Annotated in this window: 16 protein-coding genes; 3 read left to right on the forward strand and 13 right to left on the reverse strand. The window is 68.9% G+C overall.

What is annotated here, in order from left to right:
- Positions 1-53 precede the first annotated feature (53 nt).
- The 3 genes from NQK81_RS19055 to guaB form a co-directional block, all read right to left on the reverse strand.
- Positions 54-1,187, reverse strand: coding sequence for a GuaB3 family IMP dehydrogenase-related protein (locus NQK81_RS19055; protein WP_126736622.1), 1,134 nt, complete (start codon positions 1,185-1,187; stop codon positions 54-56).
- 150 nt (positions 1,188-1,337) lie between these two features.
- Positions 1,338-1,808, reverse strand: a complete 471-nt coding sequence (locus NQK81_RS19060) for a DUF3574 domain-containing protein (RefSeq protein WP_126736621.1) — start codon at positions 1,806-1,808, stop codon at positions 1,338-1,340.
- Between the two features lie 81 nt (positions 1,809-1,889).
- Complete coding sequence (gene guaB / locus NQK81_RS19065) at positions 1,890-3,401, reverse strand: IMP dehydrogenase (RefSeq protein ID WP_126736620.1); 1,512 nt, start codon at positions 3,399-3,401, stop codon at positions 1,890-1,892.
- Between the two features lie 123 nt (positions 3,402-3,524).
- Between guaB and NQK81_RS19070 the strand changes: the two genes are divergently transcribed.
- Positions 3,525-3,911: a DUF5319 domain-containing protein gene (locus tag NQK81_RS19070; RefSeq protein WP_005166667.1), complete on the forward strand. Its 387-nt coding sequence runs from the start codon at positions 3,525-3,527 to the stop codon at positions 3,909-3,911.
- A gap of 110 nt (positions 3,912-4,021) precedes the next feature.
- On the opposite strand, the gene NQK81_RS19075 is transcribed toward NQK81_RS19070, so the two are convergent.
- The 5 genes from NQK81_RS19075 to NQK81_RS19095 form a co-directional block, all read right to left on the reverse strand.
- Positions 4,022-4,966: an anti-sigma-D factor RsdA gene (locus NQK81_RS19075; RefSeq protein ID WP_185927339.1), complete on the reverse strand. Its 945-nt coding sequence runs from the start codon at positions 4,964-4,966 to the stop codon at positions 4,022-4,024.
- Complete coding sequence (locus NQK81_RS19080; protein WP_026467317.1) at positions 4,967-5,539, reverse strand: sigma-70 family RNA polymerase sigma factor; 573 nt, start codon at positions 5,537-5,539, stop codon at positions 4,967-4,969.
- Positions 5,540-5,919: 380 nt separating this feature from the next.
- Positions 5,920-6,516, reverse strand: coding sequence for a response regulator transcription factor (locus NQK81_RS19085; protein ID WP_003073605.1), 597 nt, complete (start codon positions 6,514-6,516; stop codon positions 5,920-5,922).
- Between the two features lie 140 nt (positions 6,517-6,656).
- Positions 6,657-7,493 (reverse strand): hypothetical protein, encoded by an 837-nt coding sequence (locus NQK81_RS19090; protein ID WP_257489230.1) that lies wholly within the window; start codon positions 7,491-7,493, stop codon positions 6,657-6,659.
- 9 nt (positions 7,494-7,502) lie between these two features.
- Positions 7,503-8,417: a MerR family transcriptional regulator gene (locus NQK81_RS19095; RefSeq protein WP_371878909.1), complete on the reverse strand. Its 915-nt coding sequence runs from the start codon at positions 8,415-8,417 to the stop codon at positions 7,503-7,505.
- A 230-nt stretch (positions 8,418-8,647) separates the two neighbouring features.
- On the opposite strand from NQK81_RS19095, the gene NQK81_RS19100 reads away from it, so the two are divergent.
- Entirely contained in the window at positions 8,648-8,968 is a 321-nt protein-coding gene (locus NQK81_RS19100) for a WhiB family transcriptional regulator (RefSeq protein ID WP_126736617.1), read from the forward strand.
- A 215-nt stretch (positions 8,969-9,183) separates the two neighbouring features.
- On the opposite strand, the gene groL is transcribed toward NQK81_RS19100, so the two are convergent.
- The 3 genes from groL to NQK81_RS19115 form a co-directional block, all read right to left on the reverse strand.
- Entirely contained in the window at positions 9,184-10,797 is a 1,614-nt protein-coding gene (gene groL / locus NQK81_RS19105; RefSeq protein ID WP_126736616.1) for a chaperonin GroEL, read from the reverse strand.
- A 100-nt stretch (positions 10,798-10,897) separates the two neighbouring features.
- Complete coding sequence (gene groES / locus NQK81_RS19110; protein ID WP_009072407.1) at positions 10,898-11,191, reverse strand: co-chaperone GroES; 294 nt, start codon at positions 11,189-11,191, stop codon at positions 10,898-10,900.
- A 217-nt stretch (positions 11,192-11,408) separates the two neighbouring features.
- Positions 11,409-12,047 (reverse strand): HAD family hydrolase, encoded by a 639-nt coding sequence (locus NQK81_RS19115; protein ID WP_257489233.1) that lies wholly within the window; start codon positions 12,045-12,047, stop codon positions 11,409-11,411.
- A 142-nt stretch (positions 12,048-12,189) separates the two neighbouring features.
- Between NQK81_RS19115 and NQK81_RS19120 the strand changes: the two genes are divergently transcribed.
- Entirely contained in the window at positions 12,190-14,085 is a 1,896-nt protein-coding gene (locus tag NQK81_RS19120) for an N-acetylmuramoyl-L-alanine amidase (protein ID WP_257489234.1), read from the forward strand.
- Positions 14,086-14,100: 15 nt separating this feature from the next.
- Here the strand turns inward: NQK81_RS19120 and NQK81_RS19125 are convergent, their stop codons facing one another.
- Positions 14,101-15,489 (reverse strand): XrtP-associated glycosyltransferase, encoded by a 1,389-nt coding sequence (locus NQK81_RS19125; RefSeq protein ID WP_034304376.1) that lies wholly within the window; start codon positions 15,487-15,489, stop codon positions 14,101-14,103.
- Positions 15,489-15,992, reverse strand: coding sequence for an exosortase P (gene xrtP, locus NQK81_RS19130; RefSeq protein WP_034304374.1), 504 nt, complete (start codon positions 15,990-15,992; stop codon positions 15,489-15,491). Before xrtP ends, NQK81_RS19125 begins: the two co-directional genes overlap by 1 nt.
- Positions 15,993-16,398 lie beyond the last annotated feature (406 nt).

A 16,398-nucleotide genomic window follows, 5' to 3' on the forward strand; every position in this document is an offset into this window, starting at 1 on the left:
ACGGCCCGGATCGCGTTTAGCGGGCTAAACGCGATCCGGGCCGGGAGCGAGCGTCAGCGGCGGACGGTCAGGCCCACCCGCTGGAACTCCTTCAGGTCCGAGTAGCCCGTCTTCGCCATCGCGCGGCGAAGCGCGCCGAAGAGGTTCACGACGCCCTCGGCATCCGAGGACGGCCCGAACAGCAGGGTCTTCAGGTCGACGGCGTAGTCCGGCCCAAGCGCCACGCGCGAACGCGGCAGCGACGGGTGCGCGGCCGCCGACGTCCAGTAGAGCCCCTGCCCCGGCGCCTCGGACGAGGCGGCCAGCGGCGCGCCCAGCATGACCGCGTCGGCACCGCAGGCGATGGCCTTGGCGATGTCGCCGGACGTGCTCATCCCGCCGTCGGCGAGCACGTGGACGTACCGGCCACCGGTCTCGTCGAGGTAGTCACGCCGCGCGGCCGCGGCGTCGACGATCGCGGTCGCCATCGGCGTCCCGATCCCCAGCACGCTGTCGGTGCTCGTCACACCGCGGCTGGCCCCGTGCCCGACGATGACACCGGCCGCGCCAGTGCGCATCAGGTGCATCGCGGTGCGGTAGTCGCTGACGCCGCCCGCGATCACCGGGACGTCGAGCCGTCCGATGAAGTCCTTCAGGTCCAGCGGCTCGGCGTCACGCTGGACGTGCTCGGCCGAGATGATCGTGCCCTGCACGACGAGGATCTCGACGCCGGCCGCGAGCAGGTCCGGCGTCAGCTCCGCGGCGTGCTGCGGGCTGACCCGCGCGGCCACGGTGACCCCGGACTCGCGGACGGTCTTGATCGCCTCGGTCAGCAGGTCCAGCCGGATCGGGGCGGAGTGCAGTTCCTGCAGCTCACGCACGATCGCGGTCGGGTCCTCGGTGTCCTCGGCCGCCCGGACGAGGCGGAAGATCGCGTCCTCGACGTTCGGGTGCCGCGCCCACAGCCCTTCGGCGTTGAGGACGCCCAGCCCGCCGAGCTCGCCGACGGCCACCGCTGTTCCCGGCGACACGATCGCGTCGGTGGGGTGCGTGACCAGCGGCAGTTCGAACCGGTACGCGTCGATCTGCCAGGCGGTGGACACGACCGAAGACGACCGGGTGCGCCGCGACGGCACGATCTCCACGTCATCGAGGTCATACGCCCGCCGCGCGGTGCGGCCCATGCCGATCTCGACCAGATCCCGCACGTCAAGTCCCTTCTCACCGACGACCGTTACACCCCATTGTCGCTAGGCCGCGTGGGTGACCTGCGCACGGGGCACCCGAACCGGGCCGGAAGTCACACCAGCCCCGTTCGCCCCACCCGTTTCGCGTTTAGCCCGCTAAAGGCGCTCGGGTCAGAAGGAGACCTTCTCCACGGAGTCGGTCCGGAGGACGGATTCCTGCGCGAAGGCCTTCTTGTAGTCGGTCCGGATCTCTTCGATCTCGCGGTTCGCGTCGCGGTCGCTGAACGGGTACACGACGACGATCACCTTCGATTTCTCCCGCGAGATCACGCCGTCCGACCCGCGCCACTGGCCGCGTCCGGTCAGCTCGGTGAACCCGTCCGGGAACCTCGGCGTGACGGCCTTGTCGGTGAACGCGGTGAACTCCGCGTCGGTCAGCTCCCCGCCTCCCGGCTTCGTCGTCCCGAAGTACAGCTCGGTGCGCTTCCACAGCTCACCCGGCGATGCCTGAAGACCCGTGGCCTCGGGTGCGGAGGGCGCGGCGGAAGCAGTGGGGACGGCGGAAGCCGCCACCCCGCCGCCGAGCCCGAGGGCAGCGGCGGCGAAGACGGCGAGCGCGGTCCGGCGCGAGGTGAAAGACATCGGGTTCCTCCCAGGAGACTTGATCAGCGGGCCAAGTCTCCCGGGAACGGAACCGGATGGGTAAGTGTCCTAAGGGGCGGACTAACGGGTGGTGTAGTTCGGCGCCTCGACGGTCATCGTGATGTCGTGCGGGTGGCTCTCCTTCAGCCCGGCCGCGGTGATCCGCACCAGCTGCGCCTCCTGCAGCTCGGGGATCGTCGACGCGCCCGCGTAGCCCATACCCGACCGCAGCCCGCCCACCAGCTGGTGGACGACGTTCGCCAGCGGCCCGCGGAACGGGATCCGGCCCTCGATGCCCTCGGGGACCAGCTTGTCCTCGCTCAGCACGTCGTCCTGGGCGTAGCGGTCCTTCGAGTAGGACTTCGCCTGCCCGCGCGACTGCATGGCGCCCAGCGACCCCATACCGCGGTAGGTCTTGAACTGCTTGCCGTTGACCAGGATCAGGTCGCCGGGCGATTCGGCGGTGCCCGCGAGCAGGCTGCCGAGCATCACCGTGGACGCGCCGGACGCGATCGCCTTCGCGATGTCGCCCGAGTACTGGATGCCGCCGTCGCCGATCACCGGGATCCCGGCCGGGCGCGCGGCCTGGTCGGCCTCGTAGATCGCGGAGATCTGCGGCACGCCGACGCCGGCGACGATGCGGGTGGTGCAGATCGAGCCGGGGCCGACACCGACCTTGATCCCGTCCGCGCCCGCGTCCACCAGCGCCTGCGCGCCGGCCCGGGTCGCGACGTTGCCGCCGACGATGTCGACGGTGTCGCCCAGTTCCTTCTTCAGCAACGCGACGGTCTCGACTACAGCGCGGGAGTGTCCGTGCGCGGTGTCGACCATCAGCACGTCGACCCCGGCGTCGGCCAGCGCCATCGCGCGCTTGTGCCCGTCCGGTCCGACGCCGACGGCGGCACCGACGATCAGGCGGCCGTTGGTGTCCTTGGAGGCGTTGGGGTACTGCTCGGTCTTGACGAAGTCCTTGACCGTGATCAGCCCACGCAGCTTGCCCGCGCCGTCGACGATCGGCAGCTTCTCGATCTTGTGGCGGCGCAGCAGCCCGAGCGCGGCCTCCGCGGTGACGCCGACCTGCGCGGTGACCAGCGGCGGCTTCGTCATCACCTCGTGCACCGCGCGGGTGTGGTCGACCTCGAACCGCATGTCGCGGTTGGTGATGATGCCCACCAGCGTGCCGGCGGCGTCCGTGACCGGTACACCGGAGATCCGGAATCGCGCGCACAGGGCGTCGACCTCGGCGAGGGTGTCCTCGGGCGAGCACGTGACCGGGTCGGTCACCATGCCCGCTTCGGAGCGCTTCACGACCTCGACGGCGGCCGCCTGGTCGTCGATCGGGAGGTTGCGCTGCAGCACGCCCATCCCGCCCTGGCGCGCCATCGCGATGGCCATCCGGCCTTCGGTGACGGTGTCCATGGCGGCGGAGACCAGCGGGATGTTCAGGGTGACGTTGCGGGAGAGCCGGGTGCGGGTGCTGACCGCACTGGGCACCACATCGGACTCGGCCGGCAGCAGCAGCACGTCGTCGAAGGTCAGCCCGAGCATGGCGAACTTGCTCGGGACGGGGGCGGTGACGCTGTCGCTGGTCATAGCAGGCGAAGGGCCTTCCTAGCGGTGATGTACGTGTCGCTGTAGCGACGCGAGGGCCTGCCCCTCATGATATCCGGGCCGGGCGGCCGCCCGGCCCGGGTGGGCGCCCGGTAGCGTGCAGGCGTGCCGCAAGATGCGTTGCCCCCAGACCCGTTCGCGGATGACCCGGACGACCCGGCCCGCGCGTTCATCGACGACGCCGACCGGCTCGACGAGCCGATCAGCGACGAAGAACGCACCGAGTTGCTGGCCGATCTCTCCGATCTCGCCGTCTACCAGGCGCTCCTCGAACCGCGCGGGGTGCGCGGGATCGTGGTCGACTGCGGTGAATGCGACGAACCCCACTACCACGACTGGCATCTGCTGCGCGCCAGTCTCGAGCAGCTGCTCGCCGACGGCCGCATGCGGCCGCACGAGCCCGCGTTCGACCCGAACCCCGGGGACTACGTGAGCTGGGACTACTGCCGCGGCTTCGCGGACGGCGTCACGGCCAACGAAAGCGCCTACTGATCGCGTTTAGCCCGCTAAAGGCGATCGCCTTTAGCGGGCTAAACGCGATTTGAGACAACGAAGGGCCTGGTGAGAGGGATCTCACCAGGCCCTTCGGCGTTCGATGGGTGCTACTGCGTCGTCTCGACCGCGCCAGGAGCCTGCGCTCCGGCGCCCGGCGACGGCTCGTTACGCGAGCCACCGGGGTCGTTGCCCGAGGCCGGTGGCGTCGTGGACGTCGTGGGCGGTGGCGGCTCACTGGTCGTGGTCGGCGGAGTCGGCGAGGGAGTCGTGGTGCCCGGCAGACTCGTGCCGGGGTTGCCGCCTCCGGGCAGCGACGTCGGCGGAGCGGTCGGCTGCGGAGTGGGCTGCGGTGTGGTCGCGACCGGGGTCTGCGTCGGCTGCTGCTGATCCGGCGGCAAGGGCTGCACGGGGTTCTGCAGCTGAGCACTCAACTGGCGGTGCTGTTCGAGCAGTTGATCGCGGTTCTCTTCGTCGGTCACCTGGCTCAGCGCGGCCTGGGCTTCGTCGAGCGCCTTGCGGGCGTCGTCGAGGCGCCCGCCGGCGAGCGCGAGGTTGGCCTTCTCGAGATCGAGTTTGGCCGCCGCGGCGGCCTCGACCGACCGGGCGTGGTCGGCGTAAAGCACCTTGGTCAGTCCCCAGAGCGTGTCACCAGGCTGCGCGTCCTTCGCGGCGAGACCGGTACCGGCGAAGGCGATGGCCAGGACGGCCGCGGCGGCGGCCACCGGGACCAGCAGCCGGCGTCTTCCCCCGTGTTTGCGGGCGAGCGCGGCGGTCTTCACGGTGACGACGGCGGTGTCGACGTCGACGAGTTCCGCGAGCGGCTCGCTGTCGATGTCGCGCCGCCAGGCCAGCAGCAGCGCGTTGAGCTCTTGATCGCCGAGGTCGTCGGCCATTTTCGGATCCGAGCCACCGAGAGCGTCGAGCAGCGCGTCGTCGGCCTGGACGGCCGACAGATCGGCTGCGAACTCGGCTTCCGAGGGCGTCAGCCCTCTTTCGAAGGCCGTCAGTTCACGATCGGTCCCAGGGGAGAACCGATGGTCGCGATCGGTCACTCAGATCACCTCCTCAGCGGCCAGAACCTTACGTAGGCGCGCGAGGGCGCGATGCTGGGCCACCCGGACGGCGCCGGGGGTGGACCCCACGGCCTCTGCCGTCTCCTCGGCGGACAATCCCACGACAACCCGCAGGACCACGATCTCACGCTGTTTGTCGGGAAGGACACGCAGCAGCTGTGACATGCGCTCGTTCAGCTCGCCTTGAAGGGCACGCTGCTCGGGACCGACGCCACCCTCGACCTCGTCGGGGACTTCGGCGACCGGTTCGGCGCGGTTGCGGGCCGCGGCGCGATGCGCGTCGGCCACCTTGTGCTGGGCGATCCCGTAGACGAAGGCCAGGAACGGGCGGCCCTGATCACGGTACGAAGGCAATGCCGTGAGCACCGCGAGACACACCTCCTGAGCAACGTCGTCTGCGGAAGCGAACGAACGCTCCTGCCTGCCAACCCGAGCGCGGCAGTACCGCACTACCAAAGGACGGATGGCCGCCAGCAACCGCTCGACCGCTTGAGGATCACCCTCAACAGCAGCGGCGACCGGCTCATCCAGTCCGTCCCCCACATTGGCCATCGCAGACAACAGTCCCAGTGTTACGTATAGGCGTGCAAAGAGTCCGGCGTGTGACTTCGGAATCCACTACCCGGTGACAGCTACCGTACCGCTCGGGCTCGCCGCCTTCGTTGACGGCCGTCATCGGCGCGCCGCCTGCCGGCGAGCGCGCTGAACCCGGATCTTCCTGGTCCCTTTCGCTCGTGGCCGAAATCCGACGAGCCGGAACACAGTGGGGTACGACGGTCCGCCCGGAGGCGGACTCGCTCGGGCCAGGGTGCCCGAGCGGTGGACACAAAAGCGCGAAGCGTGACAGGGAACACAGGTACGGGCCAGGGGTACACCCCCGGCCCGTTCGTCACCCGTTGTGCGATCTCGCCGTTGAAATCAAGAAAGCGTTGTCAGGAAACAAGCCCACGACGGAATCCGTGGGCGACCGCCTGAGCGCGGTCTCGCACGCCGAGCTTGCGGAACAAGCGGCGCGCGTGGGTCTTCACGGTGTCTTCGGACAGATACAGCTCGCGGCCGATCTGCCCGTTGCTCTTGCCCTGGCTCATCCCGCGAAGCACCTGAAGCTCCCGCTCGGTGAGCTGGACGCCGGGGTCGGACGGCTGACGCGGCGCCGGCACCGAGGTGCTGGCGAGCGTGTGCGCCAGTGCGGCGACCAGCTCGGGACGCGAGGCGTCCCAGCGCAGGTAGCCGCGGGCTCCGCCGGCGATGGCGGCGGCGATGCTGCCCGCGTCGTCCGGGGCGCCGAACACGATCACGTTCGCTTGGGGGTTCGCCGAGACGAGCCGCCGGGTGGCTTCGACGCCGGTCGGGACGGCGCGCTGGGTACCGACCAGCACGACGTCGACCGGCTGACGGGAGTACCGGGCCAGCAGCTCGTCACCGTGCGCTACGCAGTCGATGCGACTGACCCCTGGGACCGCGGACATCACTCGAGTGAGCCCTTCGCGGACACTGCGTCGGTCGTCGCAGATCAAGACCGTCGTCACGGGGTTTCCTTCCTGCAGCCGGGTGACATTCCACTTCCCCTATCGGACGCTTTAGCCCGAACCTTGACACGATCCGGTGGCTTTTTTTGAAAGTTCTTAGCCCGGTTGCCGGAATGGGCCCTCCAACAGGCTAGACGCCATCAGAGCGGTACCCACGGAGATTCCCGGGCGAGCCACCTCCCGCAAGGATCCGCATGCCGTAACACTGCGTGCAACACTTCCGCCCCTCTGAATCGATACTCATCGGCGTGTCCTGCCCCGAAGTCCGCCCCGACCAGGCACGCCACCCACAGAAGTGAATTGAATTCGTATTTTTCGGCGGTTTCGCGCGCGCTCTCGACCAGCGCTTTCGCGCGCTCCCGCTCAGCGGAACCGGCATTCGCGATCGTCACGGCGAGTACAAGCTGTGATTTGACGACGTGACGGCAGGCACCCCTGGCGCGCGCGGTTTCCCACGCCATTTCCGCAGGTGCGATCGCCGCGGCGGAAATGTTACTCGCCAGTTCGATTTCCGCGCCGACCCAGCCCGCCCTCGTCCGGGTCCGCCAGCTACCGGTGTGCGCGCCCGCACGGGCGAGCAACCGCCGGGCGGCGGCGAGCCTGCCGCGCCCCAGATTGTCCGCCGCGAGGCCGAGGAGGGCGTCCGCCCGCGCCCCCTCGGCGTCCAGACCGTCGGGGTCGGGCTCGCCTCGCGGCTCCGAGATCACCCGCGCGAGCGCCTCGCCGTCGAGGACGAGTGCCGCCGCGTGCCCGCCCAGCTGCCGCCGATGCGAGGCCAGCGTGCTCGCGGCCAGCGACGCGACCACCGGATCCTTGCCCGTGCGCAAATCGTTCAGCAGCGTGGCCGCCGCCGCGTACCGGCCGCGGGCGCCGAGCCCGATCGCGGCGAGCAACCTTCCGCGAGGCGACGCGGGCACCGCGAAGGAGCTCGGCGGCAGGCCGTCGCCGAACGCGGCGGACCGCAAGGACGATTCCATGCGTCCTTTCTATCGCCTCGCACCGACAAGAACGTGCTCGATCCGGTCGGCGGCGGTCGTGAGTTCGCCGAGCAGTTCGATCTTGTCCGGGAGGGTCGCGGGATCCCAGCCGGGGCCGCACGCGAAGAGCCTGCTGCGCTGACGGCCTCGGGACACCCTGGCGAACAGGCGAGGGTCCGCCGTCGCGCGCCGTCCCGACCACAGCACCACCGCCGCCGGGACGCTGCGGCGCACGGTCACGGCGAGCACTTCGGCGGGCAGGGAGGCCCCGAACAGCTGGGCGCCGATCCGGCGTCCCGCCAGCGCCGCGGCGAGCGCGTACATCGGCAGGTTGTCGCGCTCGTCCGGGACGCAGGTCAGCAGGACAGGGCGCTGGTTACGCGGTTCGCGCAGCACCGGCGTCGCGCGGACGAGGGCGGCGTACACGCATTCGGCGAGCAGATACTCGACCTCCGCTCCGGCGCTGACACCGCGCCAGCGCGCGCCGAGCGCCGTCAGGACCGGCGAGATGACGCCGGTCCACGCGGGCAGGACGCCGAGTTCGCGGATCGTGTCGGCGAGCATGCGCTGGACCGCGCCGAAGTCCATCGCGAGCGCGGCTGTGCTCAAGCGCCTGGCGAGACGGGACGGAACGTCGTGATCTTCGGCCGGTGGCGCCGCGGCGCGCTCCTCAACCTGGACCACGACGGCCTCCGGCGGCTCCGTCTCCGTCCGGGGCATCTGCTCCAGCGCGTACTTCGCCGCTTCAGCCGTCGAGGCGCCGCGAAGCAACGCGCGCTGCATCAGTTCGAGGCGGCCGATGTCGGAGCTGCCGTAGCGACGGTGACGGCCGTTGGTATGGCGGCTCGGTCCTACGCCGTACCTGCGGTCCCAGGTGCGCAGGGTGGACGGCGCGACCCCGAGCCGACGAGCGACCGAGGCCACCGGCAGGGTGGGTTCTTCACTGCTGATCCGAGATCCCACTCGACCCAATATCCAGGCAGCCCGGGGCGGCGGCAACCGGAACGGAAAGTACCGCTCACACATCCGGGGGATGCCTAACGGCTGAATCGTCTTGAATCTCTTGAACAAGTATTGGCGCGCTTCTAACGTTACCGCCGTTGCACCGAATGGAGTATCCGCAGCGCAGCAGAGCAGGTAAACGCTTCGACCGGATGACGGAGGCGGTCAGGATGGCGGACACACGCAGGCTCCCGGGGCCCAACGCGGATGTATGGGACTGGCAGCTCGAAGGGTCGTGCCGAGGCATGGACAGCGCGTCCTTCTTTCACCCTGACGGCGAGCGCGGGCCTGCCAGAGCCCGCCGCGAGGCGAGGGCCAAAGCCGTGTGCCTGGCCTGCCCGGTACTGGCCATGTGCCGGAGCCACGCGCTCGCCGTGCACGAGCCGTACGGGATCTGGGGCGGACTGTCGGAATCGGAACGCGAGCACATCATCAAGGCGGACAAGCGCCAATTGAGCATGTCGAACGGCTGATCCGGCCGAGTCGGCGACGCGGAAGGGCGGCATCCGGGTGGGGTGCCGCCCTTCCGCGTCTCCGGCACCGGATCGCGTTTAGCCCGCTAAACGCAGGTCAGTGCGGCCGCCGCTCCCGCCCTCGGATCGCGTTTAGCCCGCTAAACGCAGGTCGGGCGGCGCAGCAAAGCGGGGCGGCACTCCGGATGGAGTACCGCCCCGCTTCAGGGGTGGAACTAGTGCGCGTGGCCGTGACCGGCCGCGGCGGGCTCCTCCTCGACCGGCTTCTCGACGATGGAGCTCTCCGTCGTGAGCACGAGCCGGGCGATGGAAGCGGCGTTCGCCACCGCGGACCGGGTCACCTTGACCGGGTCGACGATGCCGGCGGCCAGCAGGTCGGTGAGCTCACCGGTGGCGGCGTTGAAGCCGTGCCCCCAGCTCTGCTCCTGGACCTTGTTCACGATGACCGCGCCCTCGTGGCCCGCGTTGGTCGCGATCCAGAACAGCGGGGCGGACAGCGCGTCGCGGACGATGCGGACACCGGTCGCTTCGTCGCCCTCGAGGCCGAGGTCGCCTTCGAGCTCCTTGACCGCGTGCACCAGCGCCGAGCCACCGCCGGGCAGGATGCCCTCTTCGACGGCCGCCTTGGTCGAAGCCACGGCGTCCTCGATGCGGTGCTTGCGCTCGTTCAGCTCGGTCTCGGTGGCCGCGCCGACCTTGATCACGGCGACACCGCCGCCGAGCTTCGCCAGCCGCTCCTGCAGCTTCTCGCGGTCCCAGTCGGAGTCGGTGTTCTCGATCTCCTTGCGGATCTGCGCGACGCGCGCGGCGATGTCGTCCTTGGTGCCGGCACCGTCGACGAGCGTGGTGTCGTCCTTGGTGACGACGATCCGGCGCGCGTTGCCCAGCTGGGCCAGCGTGGTCTCGGACAGCTTGTGCCCGATCTCGGCCGAGATGACCTCGCCGCCGGTGACGACCGCGAGGTCGTCCAGGAACGCCTTGCGGCGGTCACCGAAGAACGGCGCCTTGACCGCGACGGCGGTGATCGTCTTGCGCAGCGAGTTCACGACGAGGGTCGACAGCGCTTCGCCGTCGACGTCCTCGGCGATGATCAGCAGCGGCTTCTTGGCCTCGACGACCTTCTCCAGCACCGGGAGCAGGTCGGCCAGCGCCGAGATCTTCTCGCGGACCAGCAGGATGTAGGCGTCCTCGAGGATCGCCTTCTGCTCCTCCGGGTTGGTCGCGAAGTGCGCCGACAGGAAACCCTTGTCGAACTGCACACCCTCGGTGATCACGAGCTCGGTCGCCAGCGTGGACGACTCCTCGATCGTGATGACACCGTCTTCGCCGACCCGCTCGACGGCCTCGCCGAGCAGGGCGCCGATGGCCGCGTCACGGGAGGTGACGGTGCCGACCTGGGCGATGTTGTCGCGACCCTTGACCGGGGTCGCCTTCTCCTTGAGGACCGCGATGACCTTCTCCGCGGCGGCCTCGATGCCACGGCCGACAGCGGTCGGGTTGGCACCGGCGGCGACGTTGCGGAGGCCGACCTTCACCAGCGACTGCGCGAGCACGGTCGCGGTCGTGGTGCCGTCACCGGCGACGTCGTTGGTCTTGGTGGCGACGCTCTTGGCGAGCTGGGCGCCGAGGTTCTCGAACGCGTCGTCGAGCTCGATCTCACGAGCGACGGTGACGCCGTCGAGGGTGATGGTCGGGCCACCGAACTTCTTGTCGAGCACGACGTGGCGTCCGCGCGGGCCGAGGGTGACCTTGACCGCGTCGGCGAGCTTGTTCACCCCGCGCTCGAGCGCGCGACGAGCGTCCTCGTCGAAACTGATCTGCTTGGGCATGGCCTGTTCCGCTTACCTTCCAGTTCTAAAGCTCGGAAAACACGAACGCCCCGTTCCCCGGCAATGCGGGGCCCGGGGCGTCATGCGCTGAGAGCGGACGTCAGTTGATGACGGCCAGCACGTCGCGAGCGGAAAGGATCAAGTAGTCCTCACCGTTGTACTTCACTTCGGTGCCGCCGTACTTGGAGTAGATGACGACGTCGCCGACAGCCACGTCCAGCGGAACGCGGTTGCCCTTGTCGTCGATGCGGCCCGGGCCCACGGCCAGAACCTTGCCCTCCTGGGGCTTCTCCTTGGCGGTGTCGGGGATGACGAGGCCGGAAGCGGTCGTCTCCTCGGCCTCACTCGTCTGGACAACGATCTTGTCCTCGAGCGGCTTGATGTTCACGCTCACCGGGTTGACCTCCACGGTCGTCGAAAGCGTTGGCAGGATTAGTTACGGCTCCTACCACCCCCGCCGTCGCGGGTGCCGGGGCGTGTTCGGGCCGTGCAATTAGCACTCTAGCCATGTGAGTGCCAGCTTCGCAAGGAGGGTCCGCTCACCCCGGGGAATCTCCCCCGTCGAGCCCCTGACCGGCGGTTTTGCTCCGCCCGGCACCACCGGATCGCGATTAGCCCGCTAAACGCAAGTCCGCGAGGTCGGTCACCAGGGCATCGGGGTCCAGGGCGGCGAGGGCTCGGCGCTTGGCGGGTGTCTTCGCCAGGGCGATCGAAGCGACGCCGGCGGCGCGGGCGGCCAGGATGTCCGCGGCCGAGTCGCCGACCATGACGCACTGGGCCGGCGACGTGCCGAGCGCCTTCACCGCTGCGTCGAGGAGCGCCGGCTGTGGCTTCAGCCTCTCGGGATCGCTCGTCGTCCGCGCGCTGATCCCGCGAACGAGCTCGGCGAGGTCGTGCAGTCCCAGGAAGGCCCGGATCGCGTCGACGGAGTTGTTGCTGACGATCGTCACCGTGAACCCCTGCGCGCGCCAATCACGGAGCACGTCCGCGACACCAGGCGACGGCGAGATCTGCGCGACGGCCTCCCCCTCGAAGCGACTGAGCTGCCGCTCGACGACATGCGCGGCGTTCGGGCCGCACGAGGCCGCGAACCGGAGCACGTCGAACGGATCGGCCGAGGCGATCACCTCAGGCTCGATGAGGAGTTTGAGCCTGTCCGCCACCTCGCTCGCCGGCAGCCTGGCGAACACGTCGCACACCGGCCCGTCGAAGTCGAGGAAGACGTGGTCCTTCTCCCACAGAAGCTCCATGCCCCCCACCTTGCCACCGACCTGCGTTTAGCCCCCTAATCGCGATCTGGAGGGGCCTTACGGACCAAGCCGGTTTCTGGTTAGGTTCCGACCATTGGGGTCGGTCCTGTTCAGCAGACCTAGTCACTGGGGGTATACGCCCATGCCGCGTCCCTTCCGTCCCGTCACCCTCGAGCCGCTCCGGCACCGGTCCAAACGGACCGCCGGGCTCGCGGTCCTCGCCCTCGCCGCCGGTCTCCTCGCCGCGGTCCCCGCCGAAGCCGCCCCCGCGGACCAGCAGCGTCAGCGGGACTTCGCGGCCGCCGCGCGGGAATTCGGCGTCCCGGAGAACGTCCTGCTCGGCGTCTCCTTCCTGGAGTCGCGCTGGGACTTCAACGCGGGCACGCCCAGCACGTCCGCCGGGTACGGCCCGATGCACCTGACCGACCTGCGCGAAGCGGGCACGGGCACGCATCACGACGAAGGTGAGGAGGACCCGCGCGGCGACGACGCCCGCCCGGCGAAACTCCCGGAGACTCCGGCGCCGAAGCCTCCCCCGCCCGGCCTCCAGACCATCGACGAAGCGGCCGCGCTGATCGGTCAGGACGTCGCGACGCTGCGCACGAACACCACCCAGAACATCCGAGGTGGCGCCGCTCTGCTGGCGAAGTACCAGCGCGAGACCGGCGACTGGCGGGCCGCCGTCGCGCGCTACAGCGGCGAGAAGAACGCGGAGGGAGCGCAGTCCTTCGCCGACGAAGTCTTCGACACCATCTCCAAGGGCGTCAGCCGCAGGACCGACGACGGCCAGAACGTCACCCTCGCCGCGTCACCGGTGAGCCCGGCGCGCGCCCAGGCCGAAGACCCGAAGATCGAGTGCCCGAAGAAGCTCTCGTGCCTTTCGGTGCCGGCGCCGTACCAGGAGCTGCCGGACAACGACTACGGCAACCACGACAAGGCGGACCGGCCGAAGAGCCAGAAGGTCGAATACATCATCATCCACGACACCGAGGGCTACTGGGACACGGCGATGGACCTTGTCACCGACCCGACGTACGTGAGCTGGCACTACACGATCCGCTCGTCCGACGGCCAGATCGCGCAGCACGTGCCGACCAAGGACGTCGCCTGGCACGCGGGCAACTGGTACGTCAACGCGAAGTCCGTCGGCATCGAGCACGAGGGCTTCGCCGCGAAGGGCACTTGGTACACGGAGGCGATGTACCGCACCTCCGCGAAGCTCGTCGGCTACCTCGCGCGGAAGTACGACATCCCGCTCGACCGCGCGCACATCCTCGGCCACGACAACGTTCCCGGCACGCTCCCCTCGACGATCCGGGGCATGCACTGGGATCCGGGCCCGTACTGGGACTGGGCGCACTACTTCGAGCTGATGGGCGCACCGCTTTCCGGTTTCGGCCGTCCCGGCTCTCCGCTGGTGACCATCACCCCGGACTTCGCCACGAACCAGCCCGCGTTCACCGGCTGCGAGGCCGCCGGAAAGCCTTGCCCGGCAAGGGGTTCCGGTTCGGTCGTGCTGCGCAGCGAGCCGAGCGACTCGGCGCCGCTGCTCAAGGACATCGGCCTGCGCCCGGACGGGTCGGCGAGCACGATGGCCGTTTCCGACATCGGCAGCCGGGCGGAGACCGGCCAGCGGTACGTGGTCGCCGAGCGGCGTGACGGCTGGACGGCGATCTGGTACCTCGGCCAGAAGGGCTGGTTCCGCGACCAGCGCACGACGAGCCCGGCGTTCGGCCTGGTCGTCACGCCGAAGCCGGGCCTGGCGACCGTGCCGGTGTTCGGCCGCGCGTATCCCGAAGCCGAGGCCTACCCGGCGAACGTGCCTGTGCAGCAGGTCGTCCCGCTGCCGTACACGTTCTCGGCCGGGCAGCGGTACTCCGTCGGCAACGTGCTCGGCTCCGAGTACTACTCGGCGACGACGTTCGACCCGGCGAACCACGTGGTCGTCAAGGGCAAGACGAAGTACGTGCAGATCCAGTTCGGACACCGCATCGCCTTCGTGAAGGCGGACGACGTCCGGATCCTGCCCGCGCTCTGAAAACCGTCCCCGGGGTCAGGAGTCCAGCGCGACCTTGACCCCGGGGGCGTGCTCGGTGTTCCGCCGCGTCTTCGACCAGCCGTTGCGGCCGCGCACCAACCGGAACAGCGCCCGCCACGACGTGATGTAGAACGTGTAGATGTACAGCGCGTAGGCGAAGCCCATCCCCAGTCCACGTAGGACATTGCGGCTCTTCAGGCATTTGAACTGGTAGATCGGGCCCCAGACGATGAACGGCAGCAACCCGAACGAGCCGTAGATGGCGAACAGGATCCACGCGCCGTCGTCGGCGAACCAGGTCCACACCTGCGCCGGATCACCCGCGGTGCTGAAGAGCAGCAGGATGAACGGGATCGGGTACAGCAGCGAGCCGAGCAGCTGCATCCACGGCTGCGCGAGGTAGTACATCATCTCCGCCGCGCCCAGTGTGCTCACGTGCGGCGAATCCCAGATCCGCCGGAGATACCGCGAACACTGCATCGTGCCCTGGCCCCAGCGTGTGCGCTGCACCAGGAACCGCCGCAGGCTGTACAGACCTTCCTGTTTCACATGGGAATCCGGGGTGTAGCCGGTCCGCCAGCCCGCGGTCAGCAGGTGCACGCCGAGTTCGAAATCCTCCAGCAGCGAACCGCGCCACGGCTGCTCGTCCGGCCCGGCGATCGAGTCCAATGCGGACAGTCGCGTGAACTGGCCGTTGCCGCCCATGGAGATCGTGCCCGTGAAGCCGCGCGAGGTCTGGATGGCCGCGATCGCCGTGCGGAACTCGAGATCCTGCATCTGGGCCAGCTTCAGCCCGAAAGCGCGCGAAAACCAGTTCTTCCCCGGCGGGCGGGTGTCGGCGTTGCCCATCCAGACGTCGAGCTGGACGGCGCCGATCGTCTCGTCGCCGAAGAGATGGTCCGCGGCGCACACCTCCAGGCAGTTCGCCGCCGGCCGCCCGTCCGCGTCGACGACCACGACGACCACGTCGTCACGGCTCGCGTCCGGGCCCATCCAGTCGTTGAGCGCCTGGTACGCCGCGTTGAGCGCGTCGCCCTTGCCCGTCCTTGCCTCCGGGCGGCGCCGGGGAACGAGGTGCAGGTATGGGTCGTAGCCGCCGTTGCGCCGCCAGATCGACCTCACCACCCGCGCCGTGCGGTCCTCGGAGTCGTCGTCGACGACCCAGACGTGCGCGTGCCGGAACGTCGACCGCAGGTACCGCACGGTTTCCCGGATGACGGTCTGTTCGTCCCGGCACGGAACGAAGAAGTGCCAGGTGAAGTCGGCGGCGTCACCGACGGGGGCGGGTTTGCGCCGCAGGTACGGCACGACGATCACGACCACGTACACGATGAACGCCACGCTCATCGTGAGCGCGAACGCCTGCGTGATCGCCAGCAGGATCTTGATCGAGCCGCCGCCCATCAGGCGGCCACGCGTTCGGCGCGGGGCTTGCGGGTGCTCAGCCAGACGAACAGGACGAGGGCGATCGCGCCGCCGAGGACGCTGACCATCGAACCGAGCAGGGTGTGTCCCCAGTAATAGCCTTCGTCGATACCCATCACGTTCACGAGGCCGACGATGGCCAAAACCCTCATCTGATTGACAAGAATGACGACGATCGCGGAAATAAGCAACGAAGTGAAGAGCCGCTTCGCATTTTTCGGCCGGAAATACAACATGACGGCGGTCACCAGCAGCAGTGGCAGCAACATGAATGCCGACGAGCATTCCGGAGTCATTCTTAACCCGAGTGGAGTATCGCCCGACAACCCAAAGTAGACAGTCTCGCGTTCACCGGCGACGAAGACACCCGATGTGGTGATGACCCTCAGTATCAGGCCGGAGAGCTGGACTTCGAAAACCCGGTACAGACGTTCGGCCAGCACCAGGCCGACCGCGACGGCGAGCACCGCCAGCACCGCCATACGCAGCGGAAACCGGCTGGAACTCGGCAAGGGAGCGCTCGCAACGGCCACGGTGACCCTCTCAGGAAAGACGCAGCAGACGACGGGGATCCGGCGCAGCGGACAGGAACTCGCCGACGAGAGTAAGTCAGCGGGAACCGGCCCTTTCGACCGGGGTTCGCATTTCCAACGTGATCATGGTCCCTTTCGGCACGATCGTGGAGAAACTGACTAGGCCGAAAGAGTGAAGCGTCCGGCGACCTGCGGGAAATGTCCGCAAGACCACCTGATCCGGTGATACTCGCAGTTTTCTGTTCAATTTAGGAAACACTCGGCGATAGACGATCCGCGAGCCGAGTCAGGCCAGCTGAGGATTCGTCCGCGACGGTCGCGCCTCTCGTGCCGACCGCAGATCTAGAGAAACCCC

Origin of the sequence: Amycolatopsis roodepoortensis (assembly GCF_024628825.1) — a bacterium.
GTDB lineage: Bacteria > Actinomycetota > Actinomycetes > Mycobacteriales > Pseudonocardiaceae > Amycolatopsis > Amycolatopsis roodepoortensis.

Bases quoted from the DNA above. Each gene is read 5' to 3' on its own strand.
- NQK81_RS19125 (WP_034304376.1), bottom strand. From the start codon at position 15,489: ATGGGCGGCGGCTCGATCAAGATCCTGCTGGCGATCACGCAGGCGTTC.
- NQK81_RS19090 (WP_257489230.1), bottom strand. From the start codon at position 7,493: ATGGAATCGTCCTTGCGGTCCGCCGCGTTCGGCGACGGCCTGCCGCCG.
- groL (WP_126736616.1), bottom strand. From the start codon at position 10,797: ATGCCCAAGCAGATCAGTTTCGACGAGGACGCTCGTCGCGCGCTCGAG.
- NQK81_RS19080 (WP_026467317.1), bottom strand. From the start codon at position 5,539: ATGGCCAATGTGGGGGACGGACTGGATGAGCCGGTCGCCGCTGCTGTT.
- NQK81_RS19115 (WP_257489233.1), bottom strand. From the start codon at position 12,047: ATGGAGCTTCTGTGGGAGAAGGACCACGTCTTCCTCGACTTCGACGGG.
- NQK81_RS19100 (WP_126736617.1), top strand. From the start codon at position 8,648: ATGACGGAGGCGGTCAGGATGGCGGACACACGCAGGCTCCCGGGGCCC.
- xrtP (WP_034304374.1), bottom strand. From the start codon at position 15,992: ATGGCGGTGCTGGCGGTGCTCGCCGTCGCGGTCGGCCTGGTGCTGGCC.
- guaB (WP_126736620.1), bottom strand. From the start codon at position 3,401: ATGACCAGCGACAGCGTCACCGCCCCCGTCCCGAGCAAGTTCGCCATG.
- NQK81_RS19060 (WP_126736621.1), bottom strand. From the start codon at position 1,808: ATGTCTTTCACCTCGCGCCGGACCGCGCTCGCCGTCTTCGCCGCCGCT.
- NQK81_RS19120 (WP_257489234.1), top strand. From the start codon at position 12,190: ATGCCGCGTCCCTTCCGTCCCGTCACCCTCGAGCCGCTCCGGCACCGG.